Annotated in this window: 18 protein-coding genes; 8 read left to right on the top strand and 10 right to left on the bottom strand. The window is 65.8% G+C overall.

Features of this window, described 5'->3' with window-relative positions; genetic code table 11:
- Positions 1 to 145: 145 nt before the first annotated feature.
- Both art_RS09850 and art_RS21660 read right to left on the bottom strand, forming a co-directional pair.
- On the bottom strand, positions 146 to 1,924 hold the full coding sequence (locus tag art_RS09850; protein ID WP_038464575.1) for a glycoside hydrolase family 13 protein: 1,779 nt from the start codon (positions 1,922 to 1,924) through the stop codon (positions 146 to 148).
- Complete coding sequence (locus tag art_RS21660) at positions 1,924 to 2,094, bottom strand: hypothetical protein (RefSeq protein WP_367643778.1); 171 nt, start codon at positions 2,092 to 2,094, stop codon at positions 1,924 to 1,926. The genes art_RS09850 and art_RS21660 overlap by 1 nt, the downstream gene beginning before the upstream one ends.
- A 377-nt stretch (positions 2,095 to 2,471) precedes the next feature.
- Between art_RS21660 and art_RS09845 the strand changes: the two genes are divergently transcribed.
- On the top strand, positions 2,472 to 3,020 hold the full coding sequence (locus tag art_RS09845) for a hypothetical protein (protein ID WP_367643777.1): 549 nt from the start codon (positions 2,472 to 2,474) through the stop codon (positions 3,018 to 3,020).
- Between the two features lie 150 nt (positions 3,021 to 3,170).
- Here art_RS09845 and art_RS09840 read toward each other — a convergent pair whose 3' ends face one another.
- Positions 3,171 to 6,350, bottom strand: a complete 3,180-nt coding sequence (locus art_RS09840) for a S8 family serine peptidase (RefSeq protein WP_253901548.1) — start codon at positions 6,348 to 6,350, stop codon at positions 3,171 to 3,173.
- Between the two features lie 307 nt (positions 6,351 to 6,657).
- Positions 6,658 to 7,968 carry a glycosyltransferase gene (locus tag art_RS09835; RefSeq protein WP_038464572.1) on the bottom strand — a complete coding sequence of 437 codons (1,311 nt, stop codon included), beginning with the start codon at positions 7,966 to 7,968 and terminating at the stop codon, positions 6,658 to 6,660.
- A 191-nt stretch (positions 7,969 to 8,159) separates the two neighbouring features.
- On the opposite strand from art_RS09835, the gene alr reads away from it, so the two are divergent.
- Genes alr through tsaD form a run of 5 tightly spaced genes read left to right on the top strand, consistent with a single transcriptional unit; the run spans position 8,160 to position 12,436 of the window.
- On the top strand, positions 8,160 to 9,398 hold the full coding sequence (gene alr / locus art_RS09830; protein ID WP_038464569.1) for an alanine racemase: 1,239 nt from the start codon (positions 8,160 to 8,162) through the stop codon (positions 9,396 to 9,398).
- Entirely contained in the window at positions 9,395 to 10,054 is a 660-nt protein-coding gene (tsaE, locus tag art_RS09825; RefSeq protein ID WP_052136211.1) for a tRNA (adenosine(37)-N6)-threonylcarbamoyltransferase complex ATPase subunit type 1 TsaE, read from the top strand. Before alr ends, tsaE begins: the two co-directional genes overlap by 4 nt.
- A gap of 5 nt (positions 10,055 to 10,059) precedes the next feature.
- Positions 10,060 to 10,794 carry a tRNA (adenosine(37)-N6)-threonylcarbamoyltransferase complex dimerization subunit type 1 TsaB gene (tsaB, locus tag art_RS09820; RefSeq protein ID WP_038464566.1) on the top strand — a complete coding sequence of 245 codons (735 nt, stop codon included), beginning with the start codon at positions 10,060 to 10,062 and terminating at the stop codon, positions 10,792 to 10,794.
- Positions 10,794 to 11,354 carry a ribosomal protein S18-alanine N-acetyltransferase gene (gene rimI, locus art_RS09815; RefSeq protein WP_052136209.1) on the top strand — a complete coding sequence of 187 codons (561 nt, stop codon included), beginning with the start codon at positions 10,794 to 10,796 and terminating at the stop codon, positions 11,352 to 11,354. The genes tsaB and rimI overlap by 1 nt, the downstream gene beginning before the upstream one ends.
- A complete protein-coding gene (gene tsaD, locus art_RS09810; RefSeq protein WP_038464563.1) occupies positions 11,351 to 12,436 on the top strand; it encodes a tRNA (adenosine(37)-N6)-threonylcarbamoyltransferase complex transferase subunit TsaD in 1,086 nt (361 codons plus the stop codon). Before rimI ends, tsaD begins: the two co-directional genes overlap by 4 nt.
- A 112-nt stretch (positions 12,437 to 12,548) precedes the next feature.
- Here the strand turns inward: tsaD and art_RS09805 are convergent, their stop codons facing one another.
- Positions 12,549 to 13,814: an APC family permease gene (locus tag art_RS09805; RefSeq protein WP_038469570.1), complete on the bottom strand. Its 1,266-nt coding sequence runs from the start codon at positions 13,812 to 13,814 to the stop codon at positions 12,549 to 12,551.
- 134 nt (positions 13,815 to 13,948) lie between these two features.
- Here art_RS09805 and art_RS09800 point away from each other — a divergent pair, with 134 nt between their 5' ends.
- Positions 13,949 to 14,353: a hypothetical protein gene (locus art_RS09800; protein WP_052136010.1), complete on the top strand. Its 405-nt coding sequence runs from the start codon at positions 13,949 to 13,951 to the stop codon at positions 14,351 to 14,353.
- On the opposite strand, the gene art_RS21655 is transcribed toward art_RS09800, so the two are convergent.
- Positions 14,338 to 14,592, bottom strand: a complete 255-nt coding sequence (locus tag art_RS21655) for a hypothetical protein (RefSeq protein ID WP_157875147.1) — start codon at positions 14,590 to 14,592, stop codon at positions 14,338 to 14,340. The genes art_RS09800 and art_RS21655 overlap by 16 nt on opposite strands.
- Between art_RS21655 and art_RS09795 the strand changes: the two genes are divergently transcribed.
- Positions 14,584 to 15,381: a DDE-type integrase/transposase/recombinase gene (locus art_RS09795; RefSeq protein WP_082000108.1), complete on the top strand. Its 798-nt coding sequence runs from the start codon at positions 14,584 to 14,586 to the stop codon at positions 15,379 to 15,381. The two genes, art_RS21655 and art_RS09795, sit on opposite strands and share 9 nt — an antisense overlap.
- Positions 15,382 to 15,500: 119 nt before the next feature.
- Here the strand turns inward: art_RS09795 and art_RS09790 are convergent, their stop codons facing one another.
- Genes art_RS09790 through art_RS09775 form a run of 4 tightly spaced genes read right to left on the bottom strand, consistent with a single transcriptional unit; the run spans position 15,501 to position 18,722 of the window.
- Entirely contained in the window at positions 15,501 to 16,478 is a 978-nt protein-coding gene (locus art_RS09790; protein ID WP_038464560.1) for a sensor histidine kinase KdpD, read from the bottom strand.
- Positions 16,475 to 17,146, bottom strand: coding sequence for a response regulator transcription factor (locus art_RS09785; RefSeq protein ID WP_038464558.1), 672 nt, complete (start codon positions 17,144 to 17,146; stop codon positions 16,475 to 16,477). The genes art_RS09790 and art_RS09785 overlap by 4 nt, the downstream gene beginning before the upstream one ends.
- Positions 17,133 to 17,843 carry a DedA family protein gene (locus art_RS09780; RefSeq protein WP_367643776.1) on the bottom strand — a complete coding sequence of 237 codons (711 nt, stop codon included), beginning with the start codon at positions 17,841 to 17,843 and terminating at the stop codon, positions 17,133 to 17,135. The genes art_RS09785 and art_RS09780 overlap by 14 nt, the downstream gene beginning before the upstream one ends.
- 12 nt (positions 17,844 to 17,855) lie before the next feature.
- Entirely contained in the window at positions 17,856 to 18,722 is an 867-nt protein-coding gene (locus tag art_RS09775; protein ID WP_082000227.1) for a phosphatase PAP2 family protein, read from the bottom strand.
- Positions 18,723 to 18,771 lie beyond the last annotated feature (49 nt).

Raw genomic sequence — 18,771 nt, 5'->3', positions numbered from 1 at the left:
TGCAGAAGTTATCCACAGGTACTCGGAACGTGGCCGGCCACCGTCAAATCGACGGTGACCGGTGGTGAGCGAGCGTTGCGTGGAAGTGCCCCGTATGTGAGCGAGCGTTGGGTGGGAATGCCCCGTATGTGAGCGAGCGTTGGGGTTAGGGGGCGAGCCAGAGGGTTGTCTCTCCCTCGATTGTTCCCGCCACTGCTTCCGTTCCTGCACCCACCGCCGGTGTATCCGTCCCACCAGAACTGAGGACCAGCTTGGCAAGGTCGACGCCGGATGGCAGCTGTGCGGGGGCGGCACCAAAGTTGGTGATCACCTGCCAGCCGTTCGGGCGGCGGTAGTGCACCACCTCGGCCGCAGGGGAAGCAAGCCATTCCAGCGACTCCTCCGACTGCAGTTCGCGCCGCAGCGCCAGGGCGGCACGGTACATTTCCAGGGTGGACCCGGCAGCCCCGTCCTGCGCGGCGGCTGCCAGCGGACCAAACCATGCGGGCTGCGGCAGCCAGGGTGTGCCGCCAAAGCCAAAGTATGGCTCGAACGAAGACCAGGGCAGCGGCACGCGGCAGCCGTCGCGGCCCTTGACCGTGTTGCCGGTCCGGAACCAGGTGGGGTCCTGCAGCGAATCCACGGGGAGGTCGGCCACCTCAAACAGGCCCAGTTCCTCACCCTGGTACAGGTACGCGGAGCCCGGCAGGCCGAGCATGAACAATGTCGCAGCCCGGGCCCGGCGCAGACCGCGCGCCAAATCCAGTGTGGGCGATGCACCGTCCGCCAGCAGCCAGGCCTCCAGGTCCTTTTGCGTGCTGCCGTCGGGAAACGCATAGCGGGAGGCGTGGCGAACAACGTCGTGGTTGGAGAACACCCAGGTGGAGGAGGCCCCGGAAGCGGCGGCCTCCGTGAGGCACTTTTCGGCGATGGAGCGGAACTCGGCGGCAGCGAAGGGTGCCTGGAGAAGGTCAAAGTTGAACGCCTGGCCCAGCTCGGTGGGGCGGGCGTACTTCAGGCGGCGCTCGGTGAACGGCACCCACGCCTCGGCCACGGCGGCCTTGGGTGGATCATATTCGTTGAGCACGCTGCGCCAACCCGCGAAGATCTCGTGGACGTCGTCGCGGTCAAAGAGCGGATCGGAGCCGTCATCTACCAGGATTTCCAAGGCAGGCTTGGAACGCAGCGGCAGGGACATGTCCTTGGCCAGCCCGTGCGCCACGTCGATGCGGAAACCATCGACGCCGCGGTCCGCCCAGAAACGCAGCGTGGTGTGGAAATCCTCGCGCACCTCGGGGTGGTCCCAGTTGAAGTCGGGCTGTTCCCGGGCAAACAGGTGCAAATACCACTGGCCCAACTGACCGGCGCGGGGACCGGCCGCCTCGACCACCCGCGTCCAAGCACCCCCGCCAAAGTGGGAGGGCCAGTCCGAAGGCGGCAGGCCGCCGTCGTCCCCTAAACCATCCGGAAGGCCCTCAAGGAAGTGGTACCTGGCGCGCTCGGGGGAACCCGGAGCGGAGGCAAGGGCGGCCTTGAACCACTCGTGCCGGTCCGAGGAGTGGTTGGGGACCACGTCAACGATGATCCGGATGCCCGCCGCATGCGCAGCGGCAGCCATGGCATCGAAATCGTCCAGCGAGCCGAGCCGGGGATCGACGTTGCGGTAGTCGTCCACGTCGTAGCCGCCGTCGGCCAGTGCCGAGGGGTAGAACGGGCTCAACCAGATCGCGTCAATGCCCAGATCCGAGAGGTAGTCCATGCGGGCCGTGACACCGGGGAGATCTCCCATGCCGTCGCCGTTGGCGTCGGAAAAACTGCGCGGGTAGATCTGATAGACGGCGGCCTGGCGCCACCAATGGGCGTCGGGGTGCAGGGGCGTGGCAGTGTCGGAAGCTGTGGGGCCGGGCGTGGCAGTACCGGAAACAGTGGAAACAGTGGCAGTCATTATCTGATGGATCCTCTCATGACGCCGGAGATGACCCAGCGCTGGGCGAACAGGTATACCAATAGCAACGGTGCCATGGTCATCAGGGATGAGGCAAACGCGGTGGTGTAATCGGTGGTGGGCTGGCTCTCGAAGACGTACTGGGCCAGAGGCGGGTGTTGGGACCTCAACGCTGAACCCGTCTCGTTGCGTGTCGACTGGCGACTCCGTTTCCTCCGTTTAGCCGAGGTGTGGGTTCGCGCCCTCTGTTGCCCCTGGGCATGTCCCAGTGCCTGCGGCACTTTTGACGGCTGCCGGGTCGGGAGGGTTCTGCCAGCGGGGAGTTCGTCGTGAACTTTGCGCAGGGTGAACTAGAAGGCGCTGCTGGGGCCAGAGGATCGGCCGGGGCGTGAGTCACACTGCAGCGGTCCTACATCAATCCTGCCAGCGGGCACCAGGCCTGCCAATAACTATCAGAGAGCGAGCGTCGGTGGAAACTGCCCCGAATGTGAGCGAGGGTTGGGCCGGGGGCTGTTGCTAAGCGCCAGGTGCTGCGAAACTGGTGGACATGAAGGCACATTTCCGTTTTGTCGCTACCGCGCTGCTTGTCCCGCTGCTGGCCCTGGCCGCCTGCGCCCAGACTGACCCCGGAAACCCGCCCGACGCGGTGCCGGGTTCCCAACCGGCCACAGCCTCGCCCACCGTCCCTCCCGGCACCGCCCCGTCCGCGACGGGCACGGCGCCCGCGGCAGGCATCATCGACCTATCGATCACGCTCACGGAATCGCCCGGGGCCGAACCACACCAGTTCCGGCTTGTTGCGGACGTTCCAGACCCTGCCGACGCGCCGACGCTGACTGAATCCAGCCTGCCCGACCCGGCGGCCGCGCTCGCAGCCGTGGCAAGCCACGGCGAAAAAATGTTCTTCCCCGTCCCGGATCCCACACGCGTCTGCACCCAGCAATACGGCGGCCCGGAGATCGCGGTGGTGACCGGCTGGTTCAAGGGCAAGGAAGTCAACGCCACCTTCAATCGGACCGACGGCTGCGAAATTGCGCGGTGGCGGACCATGGCCCCACTGTTTGGCGCGCTGGCCGGCGGCACCGGCGCCATCTAGCGTCGCGGCGACAGCCCTGGCGTCCCCGCCAACACCCTGGCGGCCCCAACATCCAACACCCGGGCCAAAGACGGTCCACGCACGACGGCGGCCATCCAGCAAATCTGGATGGCCGCCGTCGTGCGTGGCTGCAGAAAACAGGGGCAGGCCCTACATTTGCAGGTCGGTGAGGGGCGGGGCGTCAGGGAACAACGTCACAGCCTTCTTGTCCTTGATCGGCTTGCCCTTGTGGGGGCCGTCCTCATCAGGAACGACGACTGTGCCGCTCGGCGAGATGATGACGGAAACGAACGTTGCGGTGCCGGCGTCGCCGAAGGAAATGCGGCCCAGATAAGAGCCCGGTTCCAAGCCCATCCAGCTCAGTGTCACGTCGCCCGATTTGCCGTTGGCCAGTTTCAGCGGGTTTGGTGACACCGTGGCGTTTCCGACGTTGGCGCCCAACACAGCAGCATCAACAGTTGCCGTCACGGCTGCGTCGCCGGTGCTGGAATACAGATTCGCCAGCACGGTGTACGTTCCCGGGGCGGGGTCGGACAGCGAAAGTGTCTCGCTCGATGAGCCCGTCCTGACATCGCTGTACTGGCCCTGTGGATTGAACACGATCATGTCGAAATCGGCGTTTGGATCAGAGGAAAGCACCTGGAACTTCGCCAGCGTGGTCCCCTCCGGCACCGTCACTTCCTTGACGAAGTTGGACTGGTCCGTGCCCACAACAAGCGGGCCGGGGACCAGTTCAATGGTGTTTGAATCAGCCTTGGACAAGCCGTCCAGGGTCATGTTGACCGGATTGCTGGTGCCTGAAACCACCGGGATCGGCCCGCTGTCCGTGGCCTTGGCGGAGGTCAGGGCAACTTCCGGGGCAACGATGACGGGAAGCGGGCGGACGGCAACAGGTGAGGTCACGGTGGCGCCGGCTCCCTGCCAGGACAGGCTGCCCATCGCGAACTCGCCCAGGGCGGCCGTGGCATTTTCAAAGGTGACCTTGAAGGTGCGCTTGTCGCCGGCTGCGGAGAAGTTCAACACCGGGGGTGTGACCTTGACGTTGACGCCGGGGACGTTGGCCGTGGCACGGTAAAGTCCCGGTGTCAGCGCCGTGACGGTGCGGGTGACGGTGACTTTTCCGGCAAGGGAACCTACGGCAAACGATGCCACGTTCATGTCCCGCGGCGCTGTGCTGCCAAGATCGGGCATGCCCAGGTCGACGCCGGTGCCTTGAATGAACTTCAAGTATTCGGTGTCGCCGGCGTCGTACGCCAGTCCCGGTGAGAGCGCCTTGGCCACAGCGGTCTGGCCAGCGCCCGTGGCGAACAGATCGGTGTTCTTGCTGCCGTCAGCGTTCACCACATCGGTGGCGGTGGTCATCATGGCTGATTTCACCGTGGCGGGGGACCATGCGGGGTTCTTGGCAAGAAGAAGCGCGGCAAATCCGGCAACATGCGGGGACGCCATGGACGTTCCGGACATCATGCCAAACTGGTCGCCGCCGCTGGCAATGGGTGAAACTCCTGCGAGCACGGCAACACCGGGTGCGGCAACGTCGGGCTTGAGGAGGTCCGATCCCGTGGCGCCCAGCGGCCCGCGGGAGGAGAAGCCGGCGATCTGCGGCTGCGGATCAACGGGCAGGCCGGTGGTGTCGTGGTCCACCAAGGCGACCAGGATGTCCGGGTTGGCCGTCACCTTGTCCTTGATTTCCTGTGAGGCCGGCGGGTTCACGTGGACTGTGGGCACTGCGTGCAGGTCCACGTCTTCGGAGGAGGAAGTGACGTTGACCAGGATCATGCCCACACCGCCGGCACGCTTGACCTCGGCGCTCTTGGCGGTGCGGTCGATCACGCCGCGGTCACACACCACCACCTTCCCGGCAACCAGTGCCGGATCCAAGACGTCGGGGCCGCACAGTTCGGGGCTGGCTGCGCCTGCGGCGGCGGCCGTTGCGGCCAGCACCACAGGGCTTTCCGGCAGGCTTGCGCCCATCATGCTGGCTCCCCGGAATTTGCTGCCGTCGGCGAATTCCGCCGTGCCCTGCAGCTCCGAAGAGAAGGACGTGGCGGCCACGGTGGTCACCCAGGGGGCGCCGTGGTTGACGGTCCCTGCGGTGGGGCCGGAGTTGCCCGCCGAGGCGGCAACGAAGATCCCGGCCGAGGTTGCCGAGAGGAAGGCCAGTGAGACCGGGTCCGTGGTGGTGTCGGTGCTGCCCGAGATGGAGTAGTTCAGCACGTCCACGCCGTCGAGGATGGCCTGGTTGATGGCCGCAACAGCGGAGGAGGAATAGCAGCCGCCGGTGTCGGGGTCGTCGTCCTCCCAGCAGATCTTGTAGACGGACAGTTTGGCGGCCGGCGCCACGCCTGCCGTGACGCCCATGTCGCGGCCGCCGATGGATGCCTGGACGTTGGCGTTGCCGGCGGAGGTGCTGGCGGTGTGCGTGCCGTGGCTGGCCACGTCCACGGGGGAGAGCACCTCTTGCGGTGCACGATTTTCCGGCGCCACGTACTTGATGAAGTCGTCGACAAAGTAGTGGGCGCTGAGCACCTTGGAATTGCAGGCGCTGCCGTCAAAGTCGGCTCCCGACTCCACACCGGCCTGGCATTCGCCGGAGAAGGTGTCGCCGTTGGCCTTGAGCATCGCGATGTTGCCGTCGTCGGTGCGGTAGGGGACGCCAACCTGGGGTTCCCCGGTGAGCGGGGCGACCTCATCACCGGCAAAGAACGGGCTCGACGGCGTGTAGCCGGTGTCGATGACGCCCACCACTACACCTTCGCCGGCCTTGTCCTGGCCGCCAAAGGCGGTGTTCCAGCTGCCATTTTCGCCGCTGAGGCCCAAGAAGTCGGTGCTGGAGTAGTCCGGTGCATTCTCCGTGTCGGGCGCCACTGCCAGCACGGCGGGGTCCTTGGCCAGCGCCAGGGCCTGCTCGGCCGACAGGTCGGCGGAGAAGCCGTTCAGTGCCGCCGTGAACGTGCGCTTGACCTGTACGTTCTCGGCCTTGGCGACCGTGGCCTGCGTGGTCTCGAGGTGCGCCTGGTACTGCTTTACTTCGGGCCGGGTGGTGTCGAGTTGCTGGCCGGCTTGCGGCTTCGTGGGCGCAAGTCCGGCAGTGCCGCCGTCGTACATGGCTATGGGCTGCTCGGCCAGGACCACAATGTAGCGCCCCGCCTGGTACAGGAGCGGATCGATGTCCGTCTGGGTGATGAGATGCTGTGTGGCATCTGAGGAGGGTTGCTCGTTCGGGTTGGCCGACGCCGGCAGTGCCCCCACAGTGACCAGCAGCAGGGGCAGCCCCGCACATACCGCTGCGGCCTTCCGCATCGCTGGGCTTCGAAACAGTCGTTTCATGGTGTTGTGAACCTTTCAACGGGTTCCTCCAGGCGTCATTGCCTGAAGGCTTTTCGTGGCTGTCCGGTGCGGTGCCCGAGTGATGGGCGGGAGCCGGCCGTTGCGACAGTCACCAGCATCACGTTAGCCACGGGTGCGGTGTTTGTGACCAGTTCGGCAGGAGGAAGGTGCAGAACTATCCAAACGGACAACCAGCTTCACGCAGAGCGAGCGTTGGGAAAAAATGCCCCGTATCTGCAGGAGCGTTCGCCAAAAAAGCCCCGGATCTGCAGGAGTGTTGGGAGGGGGCGTTGGGAGAGTGGGAAGGCTAGCAGCCTGGGGGTGCCACGTATTGGTACGTCAGGGACAGGTCGTAGCTGGCCATGGTCTGCCGTGCCGTGTTTTCCCAGCCATACGACTGGGCAAAGACGGAGGCGGCCCGGCCCATGTCCAGCCGGGTCTGTGGAAAGTCGTACAGCGAGGCGATGGCCTGCGCCCACAACTTGGCGGAACGGCCCTGCACCAGCAAACCTGTCCGACCGTCGCTGATGGCGCGGGGCAGTCCGCCAACATTTGTGGCCACCACGGGCGTGCCGCAGGCCTGTGCCTCCAACGCGACCAGGCCGAATGACTCGCTGGAGGACGGCACCGCCACCAGGTCGGCGCTGCGGTACCAGTCCGCTAATTCCTTCGGCCCCACGGGGGGAAGTGCGGTTGCGATGTCCTCCAGTCCGGCGTCGGCGATCAGCTGCGGGAGATCATACTTTTCACTGCCGCTGCGCGCGCCCAGGAACGTTAGGCGCAGCGGGATCTCCGGGCGTTGGGAGCGCAGCGCAGCCGCGGCCTTGACCAACACATGGGGACCCTTGAGCCGTTGGAAGCGCCCGGCAAACACCAGGTGGAAGTCCTCTGCGCCAATGCCCAGCACGCCCCGGGAGCGGTCCCTGAACGCGGGCTGGAAAACATGCAGGTCCACGCCGGGGGAGACCACGTCGATGCGCTGCTCACAGCCGTCGTAATGGCCCTCAATTTCGGCAGCCTCGGCCGTGGTGTTGGCGATGAGCCGCGTGGCTCCGGCAACAATGTGTTGTTCGCCGTCCTCCCGGATGCCGGGTTCCGCGCTCTGGCCGGGCCCCAGGTGGTGGTTTTTGACCCGGGCCATGGTGTGCATGGTGTGCACGAGCGGCAGGTCAAGCCGTTTCGCCACGAGCAGCCCCGCCATCCCCGACACCCAGTAATGGGAGTGGATGACATTGACGGGCAACCCGGCCAACCCGGCGGCACCGCCGGCGGCCAAGCCCGGAGCCAGACCGGGGGACGGGGCCGAGGTGAGCTGGGAAATGTGGGAGGCAACGGCGTCGGCCATTTCATTGATCAGCTCAGGCAGGGCCTCCTTGGAAACCTTGCTAAACGGGCCGGCCGTGATGTGGTGGACGTTTACGTGGGGGGCCAGCGGCACGGTGTCCGGCTGGTCGCCGGCGGTGCGGCGGGTGTAAATATCGACGACAATCCCGGCCGTGGCCAGCTCCAGCGCGAGGGCCCTGACATAGACGTTCATGCCCCCGGCGTCCCCGCCACCGGGTTGGTCGAGGGGCGAGGTGTGCAAGGAGAGCATGGCCACGCGCCGTACCTGGTGCATCCGCGTCCTCCCGCTCATTAACCCATGGCAGCCCAACCGGCGGGACTGCCAACAACTGTACTAATCTTGCCACTGCCCGTGCCCGCAACCTAGCCCGCCAATCCCGGTCCGGGACTCGGTCGGGGCCCAGTCGGGGCCGTCAACCACAGGGCAGGCGGGGGTCGGGCCGCAAAACGGGCTAAAATGGGTGGGTGAGTCCCTTCGTCGCGCCGGTTCCAGAGCCTGATTCAGGCCTTGAACGGCAAGCCATCATTGACCTGTCCGCCATCGCCAACAACATCCGCCACCTGCGTGAACTGTCGGCACCAGCCCAATTCATGGCGGTGGTCAAGGCCGACGCCTACGGGCACGGCGCTGTTCAAGTGGCGCAAACGGCCGTCGCCGCCGGTGCCCAATGGCTGGGAACCGCCCACATTGCCGAGGCCCTGGCGCTGCGTGAGGCAGGGATTGACGCGCCGGTGCTCTCGTGGCTACACACGCCGCTGAGCGATTTCACCGCCGCAGTGGCAAACAACATTGATCTTGGCTGCTCGGGCTGGGAACTGGAGCACATTGTTGGTGCCGTCCGCGCATTGGAACGCCCGGCCCGCGTGCACCTGAAAATTGATACCGGACTAGGTCGCAATGGCTGCTCCCGCGAGCACTGGTCGGCGCTGGTTGACGCCGCCATGGGCTACCAGCGTGAGGGCCTGATCCGGGTGGTCGGCGTCTTCAGCCACCTCGCCGTTGCCGACGCGCCCGAGCGGCCGGAAACGGATGAACAGCTGGAGCGTTTCCGCGAGGCCGTGGCTGTGGCGGAGGCTGCCGGCGCCGACCTTGAGGTGCGCCACCTCGCCAACACGCCCGCCACATTGTCGCGCCCGGACACGCATTTCGACCTGGTGCGGGTGGGGCTGGGCATTTACGGGCTGTCACCTTTCCCCGACCGCACCTCGGCGCAGCTGGGCCTGGTCCCAGCCATGACCCTGGCGACACACCTTGCGCTGTGCAAGAACGTGCCGGCAGGGCAGGGCGTCTCCTACGGGCTGAACTATGTCACGGCCGCGCCCACTACCTTGGGCCTGGTGCCGATGGGTTATGCGGACGGCATTCCGCGGGTTGCCACCGGCGGACCCGTGCGCGTCAACGGGATCACGTACCCCGTGGTGGGGCGGATCGCCATGGACCAGATGGTCATTGACCTGGGCCCGCACGCGGAGGTGGCCGGCGCCGTCTCCGATTCTGGCTCCGAGGCCGGGCCCGATGTCGCTGCCGGGCCCGCCTTGGGTGCCACCGCCGTGCTGTTTGGCAACGGGCACGACGGCGGACCCCTCGTCGAGCAGTGGGCCGACGCCGCCGGAACCATCAACTACGAGGTGGTCACCCGGATCAGCCAACGGGTGCCGCGCAGCTACACCGGCGGCGTCGAATGCACCGGCGGTGACCAGTGAGCCAGTGGGAATTTCGCACCGGCACGGCGGCGGCGACCCAACAGCTGGCGCAGCAGCTGGCCAAGTTCCTCCAGGCCGGGGACTTGATCATCCTCAGCGGCGAGCTGGGCGCCGGCAAAACCACGTTCACGCAAGGACTGGGCCGCAGCCTTGGCGTGCGCGAGGGCATCATCTCGCCCACCTTTGTCCTGGTGCGCATCCACCCGAACCTTCCCGACGGGCACAATCCGGGCGGCCCCGACCTGGTCCACGTTGACGCCTACCGCCTGGCCACGCCGGGTGAGATCGATGACATCGACCTGGAAAACACCATGGACTCGGCCGTGACAGTGGTTGAGTGGGGGGTGGACCGGGTGGAGCACCTGGCCGCCAGCCGGCTGGAAATTGAGCTCGTCCGCGCTGTGGGCGGCGCAGCTCCGGCCCCCGCCGGTGATCCCGCCAGTGATCCTGCCGGTGATCCCGCCAGGGATCCTGCCGGGGACTTCGCCGGGGAGGACTCCGCCACCCTCGACTTTGCCGGCACCTTTGACGAGGACGACGACGAACCCCGCACCTTGCGCTTGAGCGCGGTCGGGCCGCGCTGGGACGGCGTCGACTTTTCAGCGCTGGCCCAGCTAAGCACTGGTGCAGCCCAAGAACCCAACGGAATAGACTAAAACACGTGCGAATCCTGACCATTGACACCTCGGCCGCAGCCAGCGCCGCCCTGCTTGATTTTGACCCGCACGACACTGTGCGAACCGTGGAACTAGTGGCCAACTTTGCCACTTCCGACACCCGAAGCCACGCCGAAGTGTTGGCGCCAGGCATCCAGGAACTATTCACAGACCCGGTCACGGAAGGCCCCGCATTGGATGCCATTGTGGTGGGCACCGGCCCCGGCCCCTTCACAGGCCTGCGCGCAGGCATTGCCATGGCCCGCACCCTAAGTTTCAGCTGGAGCGTGCCGCTCTACGGCATGATGAGCCTGGACGCCCTGGCCCAGCAGGTATTTGACGCACCCGCCTACCAGGACGGCCGTGCCGTGGGGCCCCTGGCCATGCGCGACTTTGTCATTGCCACCGACGCAAGACGCAAGGAAGTGTACTGGGCAAAATACAGTGCACACGCCGAGCTGCTGGACGGCCCCCACGTGGGCCCGGCCGGTGACATCCCGGCCCTGCAGGTGTTCGGGGCAGGGGCCGGTCTGTACCAGGAGGTGCTGGAGGGCGGCGGCGCCAGCGTGTACCCGCTGTTTGCCCAAGCCCAGCCCACCGCAGTGGATCTTGGCCGCGCAGCGGCACGCAAGATCATTGCCGCCCGCTCCCTCGAAGGGGCAGGTCTGCTGGATTCCACCCCGCTGTACCTGCGCGAATCAGACGCCAAGGTGCCAGGACCGCGAAAGCGGGCGCTCTGATGACCGCTGCTGAACCAAGCGGCCAAGCTGCCTGCCTGCGCGACATGATCCCCGCCGACATTGACTTCATCACAGCACTGGACAAGACGCTTTTCGGGGTGGATTCCTGGCCGCGGGACATGTTCGTCGGGGAACTTTCGCAACCAGAAACCCGCCGGTACATCATCGCGGAGCTGCCATCCGCCGTCGGCCATGGAAACGGGAAACAAACCGTTGGCTACGCCGGATTGATGTGCGTGCCGCCCATCGGAGACATCCAAACCATCGGCGTGCTGCCCGAATTTGAGGGGCGCGGGATTGCCCGGGCGATGCTCGACGAGCTCATTGCCGAGGCGGCGCGGCGCGGGGCTGCCGACATCATGCTGGAGGTCAGCTCCACAAATCCGCGCGCACAAAAGCTGTACCAGCGCTACGGTTTTGAACACATTCACACCCGGCGCAGGTATTACCGGGACGGCTCGGACGGGCTGATCATGCGCCTGACCCTGCCCCCATCAGCGCACGAAACAGCCGCCGCGCATGCCGCCGAAACCGATGCCAGCCCGAAGGACCCCTCATGAAGCAGCCGTTGATTTTGGGGATTGAATCCTCGTGCGATGAGACAGGTGTTGGGCTGGTGCGTGGCACACAATTGCTGACCAACACGGTCTCCTCCTCCATGGACGAGCACGTCAGGTTTGGCGGGGTCATCCCCGAGATCGCCTCCCGCGCGCACCTGGACGCGTTCGTGCCCACCCTGCAACAGGCGCTCGCCGACGCCGGTGTCACCCTGGACGACGTCGACGCGATCGCCGTCACGAGCGGTCCCGGCCTGGCCGGCGCGCTCATGGTGGGCGTCAGCGCGGCGAAGGCCCTGTCCCTGGCCACCGGCAAGCCGCTCTACGCCATCAACCACCTTGTGGCGCACGTGGGCGTCGGCCTGCTCGATGAATCCATCGCCGCCAAGTACGACGGCGGGGCGTTGCCTGAGAATCTCGGCGCCCTTTTGGTATCCGGAGGTCATACCGAGATCCTCCGGGTGCGTTCCATCGCCTCCGACGTGGAGCTGCTGGGTGCCACGATCGACGATGCCGCCGGGGAGGCCTTTGACAAGGTGGCCCGGCTGCTGGGGCTGAGCTACCCAGGCGGCCCCGCCATCGACAAGCTGGCGAAGGAAGGCAACGCGAAGGCCGTCCGGTTCCCGCGCGGGCTGACCATGCCCAAGTACATGGGCACCGCGGAGGAGCCCGGCCCGCACCGCTACGACTTCTCCTTCTCCGGCCTAAAGACCGCGGTGGCGCGCTGCGTTGAGGGCTACGAGGCCCGCGGCGAAGCGGTGCCGGTGGCGGACATTGCCGCCTCCTTCCAGGAAGCCGTGCTCGACGTCATCACGGCCAAGGCTGTTTTGGCCTGCAAGGAGCAGGGCATCACCACGCTGCTGCTGGGCGGTGGCGTGGCGGCCAACTCGCGCCTGCGGGAGTTGGCGGGGCAGCGGTGCTCGGCGGCCGGGATCACGCTGTTGGTGCCGGCAATGTCGCTGTGCACCGACAACGGCGCCATGGTGGCGGCCCTCGGCGCGCAGCTTGTCATGAACGGGGTGGCCCCGAGCGGGCTGGCCTTCGGCACGGACTCCTCCATGCCGGTGACAAGCATCAGCCTCTAGCCCACCCCACCCAGCTACTTTCCGACGCTCGCTCAGATGCGGGGCGTTTTCCCCAATCGCTCCTGCAGATCCGGGGCGTTTTGGGGGAACGCTCGCTCTCATCCGGGCAATGTCAGCTGCGTGAAGCCCGACGGCGGAGCCTGGCCGCGCGGTAAACGATCCCCACCGCGAACATCACCAGCCCGGCCAACACCGCCTCCAGCGGCAGCGTGGCGACCAACACCACGCACGCCGCGGCACCCAGCACCTGCAGAAACTTGGGGTATCGGCGGTCGGGAGCTGGCTGGGTGAACGCGGCAAGATTGGCCACAAGGTAGTAGACCAGCACGCCAAAGGATGAGAAACCAATGGCGCCGCGCAGGTCCGCAAAGGCAATGATCAGGCAAATCGCAGCACCCAGCGCCAGTTCTGCCCGGTGCGGCACCTGAAACGTCGGATGGATGGCAGTGAACCAGCGCGGAAAGTCGCCTTCCCGGGCCATGGCCAAAGACGTCCTGCCCAGCCCGGCGATCAAGGCGAGCAGCGCGCCCAACGACGCCAGGGCTGCGCCAACACGGACCACGGGAGCAGCCCAGCTCCAACCTCCTGCAGCCACCACATCGGCGAGGGGTGCCGCGGTGGAGGCAACGCCGTCGGGCCCCAAGGCAGCAAGCAGCGTGACTGCCACGCCGGCATACACAGCGGCCGCGATGGCCAGTGCGATGAGGATGGCGCGCGGAATGGTGCGGCGCGGATCCTTGACTTCTTCTCCCAGCGTGGCGATCCGGGCATAGCCGGCGAAGGCAAAGAACAGCAGCCCCGCTGACTGCAGGATCCCGTACCAGCCGTGCGAGAACAGCCCGTCGCCCAGGAAGCCGGCCGGGCTGGAAGAGGTCCCGCCCGCCCAGACCGCGGCAACCGCAACAGCCAGGGCAGCGAGGACGGCGGCCACAATGATGCGGGCCAGGGCTGCCGTCCGGCTGATGCCCCGGTAATTCACGGCCACGAGAAGCACGACGGCGGCAATCGCCAACGGGCGTTCCCATCCGGGCGGGGCCGCGTAGGCGGCAAAGGTCATGGCCATGGCGGCGCTGCTGGCGGTCTTGCCAATGACGAATCCCCAGCCGGCCAGGAAGCCGGACCACGGCCCCAGGCGCTCGCGCCCGTATATGTAGGTGCCGCCGGAGGTGGGGTAGGCCGCGGCCAGTTGGGCTGACGACGTGGCATTGGCGTACGCCACAACGGCGGCAATGGCCAGGCCGACAAGCAGTCCGGATCCCGCGGCTTGGGCTGCGGGCGTGAACGCGGCGAAGACTCCGGCGCCGATCATGGAACCCAGGCCAATCACGACGGCGTCCACCGTGCCCAATCTGCGGGCCAGGCCCGGGGTGCTCCTCATGCTCATGGCGTCCACGCTAGCGCCCTCACATGAACGACGGGTAACCAATCCTTCCCATAGCAGTATGTGCAGGAGCCCCTCTGCGTCAAGCTGGTTGTGAGTCACTCATTAACCGTTGATTGAAGGAGCCGACCGTGGCCGTTGATAACAAGGGATTTACCCGTGAAGAGATCCGTGAGTTCGTGCATGAGTACTATTTGCAGCCGCATGGGTCACGGAGGGAGTGGCTTGCCTCGCATTCGATTTCCGAATGGATCTTCCGCAGATGGCGCACGATGGTGGTCCAGGGAGATATCGACCGGGGCCTGATTCCGCGAGAGCATGGAGGTATGGTCCCAACAAATCGTGAACTCTCCGCGTTTGAAAAAGCACGCGCGAAAGAGATAGCCGCCCATCGTGTCGAAGTCGAAAAACTCCAGAAGCGTATTGCTGAGCTAGAAGGGTCAAATTCAGCACTGGGAAAAGCTATAGGGCTCTTGCACGAGTTGAACGTGCCAGAGCCCGATACGCCCCCGACGAGCGCTCAGAAGCGTTCATAGCCGCTGAGAACACTCTCGTCCTGGAGCTGAAAGAGGTCACCGGTTCCCAGCGGACGGCCCTGAAACTTGCGGGTGTATCGCGTGGGACCTGGCACTACAGGTTCAATCCCCGCCCAGGCGTCCAGAACCCCATCCACCAGGGGGACCGGGCCTATGAAAGCCGGATCAGCACCATCCATCAGGACTGGATTCTTGAGTTCATCCTGGCCGGCTGGGAGAAGAACAACTCCGTGGATCATTCCTTCGCCACGGCCTGGGACAACGGGGTAATGATCGCCTCCCGCCGCACCTGGTGGCGGATCGCGGCAGAGTACGAGGACCAGAACGCACGCCCCACAGTCCCGACCAAACGCGGCGGCAAACGCGGCACCGCTGAGAAGCCCGTTCTCAAGGCCACCGGCCCCTGCCAGGTCTGGTCCTGGGACATCACCGACGTCTATTCCAAGTGGCAGGGAACGGTTTTCAAGGTCTACTCCATCATGGATATCTACTCCCGGGAGATCGTCGGCTGGCGGATCGAGGAACGCGAGGCGGACCACCTCGCCGTCAAGATGTTCGAGGCCGCCATCGCCCGGTACGGCGCCCCGCAAGTGGTCCATGCGGATTCGGGCCCTGCCATGAAGTCACACCTGCTTCGTGACGCGCTCACCGCCCACGGCGTGGAACTCACCTTCAACCGGCCCTACGTCTCCAACGACAATCCCTTCAGTGAGTCTGGTTTCCGGACCATGAAATACCGGCCCAACTACCCGCGAATCTTCGAAAGCCTCGAGGCCGCCAGAGAGTACCTCACCGACTACGTGCATTGGTACAGCACCGACCATAAACACTCCGGCATCGCCTTGTTCTCACCAGCACAAGTCCACGACGGATCCTGGAAAGAGCTCTGGAACCAACGTGACAAAACCCATCAGGAATACTACGAACAAAACCCAGGAAGGTTCCGCCAACGACCCACCACACCAGCCCCAGCCCAACACGTAGGGATCAACCTCCCCAAACCCGAAGAACCCCAAAAAATAGCCTAGTGACTCCACACAGCTTGACAATTTTCGAGCGTCGGGGAAAAGTGCCCCGTATGTGCAGGAGCGTTGGGGAAAAGTGCCCCGTATGTGCAGGAGCGTTTGGAAAGGGAGGGAGGAAGGGGTTAGGCGGCTGGCAGTGTGAGAACCATGGTGGTTCCTCCTGGGCCGGTCTCGGAGACTTCAATGGTTCCGCCAGCGGCGACCGCGATCTCACGGACCAGGGCCAGGCCCAAACCGTAGCTGCGCCGGCCGCCGGCCGGAGGGTTGGTGCTGTGGGCGAAGCGGTCAAATACCCGGGACGGGTCGATGCCGGTGATGCCGCTTCCGGTGTCGCGCACCGTGATGGACACGCCCCGCCCGGACCGCACCACAGCCACCGAGATGCTGCCGCCTGCAGGGGTGTGGTTCAGCGCGTTGTCGACGAGGCCCAGGACAGCCCGGCGCAAACTGTTGGCCTGAATGCGGACCCGGGGGCCGCCGTCGTCCGTGGTTTCCAGCTGCACGCCGCGGGAAGCCGCGACATCCCGCAGGCTCGCGGCCGCCTCCTGCACCACCGGGACGACTCCAATGGGTTCAGCGGGGCCTTCCGCCTCACCCGTGGCGGCGAGCAGGAGCTCCTGGACGGTGGCGGTCAGGGCGGCAGTGTCCTGACGGACCTGGCCCAGAATGCGGGCGGCGTCGCTCCCGGCCTCCACCTTGGCCTCGGCCAGCTGGACGCGGGTGTCGAGGATGGTCAGCGGTGTGCGCAGTTCATGGCTGGCGTCCTGGACAAAGCGGCGCTGCAACTCAAGCGCCCGCCCGAGAGGCGCAATGGCGCTGCGGGCACTGAGCCAGCCAATGGCGCCGGCCGCGAGAATCCCGGCAAATCCGGCCAGGATCATGGCCTTGAGCATGTCGTTCGATTCGACATACACGCGGGCGGAGGTGTCCGAAGCCGCCACCTCCGGATGGCGGGAGACATAGAGCATATAGGCGGCCGCCGCGATGATGACCACAACCACCATGAACGCGATAGCCGCGGCAATTCTGATGCCCACCGTGATGGCGGCGCGCCGCAGGGCGGGGGAGGGCTGCCTTTGGCCTGTCTTGACGGAGTTCATGCGCCGTCCCCGATCTGATAGCCCAGGCCATGCACGGTGCGGACCAGCGACTTGGACACCTTCTTGCGCAGGTAGTGCACATAAGTGTCAATGACGCTGGGCGAATCCTCCGGATGAAACAGGCTTTCCAGCAGTTCCGCCCGGGTGAACACCCTCTCCGGGCTGGCCGCCAGCAGGGCCAGCAGTTCGCTCTCTTTCGCCGTCAAGCCCACATGCTCCCCATAGGGCGAGCGCAGCGAACGGTTGGTGGGATCAAAAAGCCAGCCACCCACGTCCACCAGCGCCACTGCAGGCGCGAAACTCCGGGTCATGGCGCGTAGCCGCGCCCTCAACTCACCGGCATCAAAGGGTTTGGACATGTAGTCGTTCGCTCCGGCGTCGAGCCCGTCAATCTTGTCCGACGTGGCACCCAGCGCGGTCAAGATAAGGGCGGGGGTGGCGATGCCTTTGCGGCGCAGAGCCGCGACTAGCGCCAGGCCGTCCATGGCTGGCAGCCCACGATCCACCACCATGGCATCCCAAGATTCGGTCAGGGCCAGGTGCAGGCCCTTTTGCCCGTCGGGCGCCAACTGGACACGGTAGTCATCGGCCAGGAGCTCGCCAATCAGCGGACCCAGGACGGGGTCGTCCTCCACCAGCAGCAGTCGCGGGAGGTCAGGGTTGTGCATGTTCATTATTGTCTCCCGTTGACTCCCCATCCCGCGTGGAAGGTAGTGATGCTGCGGCGCGGCGCTTGACCAGGAAGCTGATGATGGCCGGCAGCACGGAAATCAGGACCAGCACGACGGCGATCACGTCAATGTTCTTGGCCACAATTTCGTAGTGGCCCAGCCACGTTCCCAACAAGGTGATGGAACCGGCCCAGCCCACGGCCCCGGCAATGTTCCACAGCGTGAACTTGCGGTGGTCGTAGTTCGCCACGCCCGCCACGAGAGGCGCATAGGTGCGCACGATGGGGACAAAACGGGCCAGCACAATGGCCCAGCCGCCGCGCTTGGCAAAGAACTCCTCCGTCTCCGTGAGGTACTTGGTTTTCAGGATGCGGGCGTCGTCCTTGAACCAGCGGCGGCCAAACTTCCGGCCCAGCAGGTAGCCCACTTGGTCGCCCGCCACGGCGGCCAGCACCACGACGCCGATCAGCACCGGGAGGGACAGGTTGAGCTGGTTGTGCAGCAGGCCTGCCGTGAAAAGCAGTGAATCACCGGGCAGGAACGGGAACAGGAGTCCCGATTCGATGAAGACGATCAACGCGACGACAGCGAGAGTGGCCGGTCCCAGCCCGCTCAGGAGGGCTGCCGGATCCATGACTGCCAGCAGCCCGGCAGGGACGGCGTGGGGAAGGGCGAACGCAATGGGGTGCAGCAAGGCAAGCCTCGATCAGTGTTTCGGGTGGGTTGAAGAAGTATTGCTCCCACGTTCCAGCGTAGACCCGTCGGCCGGGAGGCCGCTCAGCACCGTGGGGCGGACCGGGAGGCCGGTCCGCCCGGACGGAGTGACAGGGACGAGGCGCGCTGGGAGGTCGAACCTGGACATCACCCAAGCCAAGGCCGCATTCCACACGCCCGCGAACAAGAACACGGCAGCGCTCGCAGCCAGGAACGAGGCGGCGACATCCGTGGGGTAGTGCACGCCGACATACAGCCTTGACCAGGCCACCACCACTGGAACCAGGATGCCAAGAATCACGGCCAGACGGGCCCAGCGGGTCTTCCGCAACAAGAACCAGAACGCCCAGGCCAGACCCACAGCCAATGCAACGTGCCCGCTCGGGAAGCTGTTGGAACCGGTCTCCGGCGCGAGCGGGTCAAAGAGCAACGCCGGGTTGGGCCGCTGACGTTCCACCACAACCTTGAAGAACTGGCTGGCCAGCCACCCCGAGGCCGCGATGCCGCCAAAGGCGATCGCGTTGACGGGCGACTTGCGGACAAAAAACAGGAGCAGGCACACCAAGGCGATGATGGCGACTCCGCCGATGGGAGAAAACGCCCTGTCCAGGGTCATGGCGACAGCCGTCAGCAGGCCCACATGGTTTCGGCTCAGTTCCTGGTCAACACCAAACTCGCTGGCGGTGAAGCCCGGCGTGCTGGTGACGGAAAAACCAAGCACCAGAACGGCGGCAGAGAGGAGTGCCACCCACAGCCCCCAAAAGGGCAGCTGCGGCAGCACGGCCAAGCGCGTACGGTGGGCCGGTCCGGCGTCGTGCGTGGAGGGGTAGGGGTTTCCGTGGGTGGGCAGCGGCGGCATGGACGACTCCTGGGTTGCGGGGCAGTGAAGCTTTCCCTCACTGTCCCGC

The organism is Arthrobacter sp. PAMC 25486, assembly GCF_000785535.1.
In the GTDB taxonomy this organism is placed as follows: domain Bacteria; phylum Actinomycetota; class Actinomycetes; order Actinomycetales; family Micrococcaceae; genus Specibacter.
Note: the sequence above shows the minus strand (reverse complement) of the source record. Positions and strands in the feature narration are given on the sequence as shown.

What these genes read in the sequence shown, in the direction of transcription:
- art_RS09850 (WP_038464575.1), bottom strand. Translation starts at nt 1,924, where the DNA reads ATGACTGCCACTGTTTCCACTGTTTCCGGTACTGCCACGCCCGGCCCC.
- art_RS09845 (WP_367643777.1), top strand. Translation starts at nt 2,472, where the DNA reads ATGAAGGCACATTTCCGTTTTGTCGCTACCGCGCTGCTTGTCCCGCTG.
- art_RS09840 (WP_253901548.1), bottom strand. Translation starts at nt 6,350, where the DNA reads ATGAAACGACTGTTTCGAAGCCCAGCGATGCGGAAGGCCGCAGCGGTA.
- art_RS09835 (WP_038464572.1), bottom strand. Translation starts at nt 7,968, where the DNA reads ATGCACCAGGTACGGCGCGTGGCCATGCTCTCCTTGCACACCTCGCCC.
- rimI (WP_052136209.1), top strand. Translation starts at nt 10,794, where the DNA reads ATGACCGCTGCTGAACCAAGCGGCCAAGCTGCCTGCCTGCGCGACATG.
- tsaD (WP_038464563.1), top strand. Translation starts at nt 11,351, where the DNA reads ATGAAGCAGCCGTTGATTTTGGGGATTGAATCCTCGTGCGATGAGACA.
- art_RS09805 (WP_038469570.1), bottom strand. Translation starts at nt 13,814, where the DNA reads ATGAGGAGCACCCCGGGCCTGGCCCGCAGATTGGGCACGGTGGACGCC.
- art_RS21655 (WP_157875147.1), bottom strand. Translation starts at nt 14,592, where the DNA reads ATGATCCACGGAGTTGTTCTTCTCCCAGCCGGCCAGGATGAACTCAAG.
- art_RS09790 (WP_038464560.1), bottom strand. Translation starts at nt 16,478, where the DNA reads ATGAACTCCGTCAAGACAGGCCAAAGGCAGCCCTCCCCCGCCCTGCGG.
- art_RS09785 (WP_038464558.1), bottom strand. Translation starts at nt 17,146, where the DNA reads ATGCACAACCCTGACCTCCCGCGACTGCTGCTGGTGGAGGACGACCCC.
- art_RS09775 (WP_082000227.1), bottom strand. Translation starts at nt 18,722, where the DNA reads ATGCCGCCGCTGCCCACCCACGGAAACCCCTACCCCTCCACGCACGAC.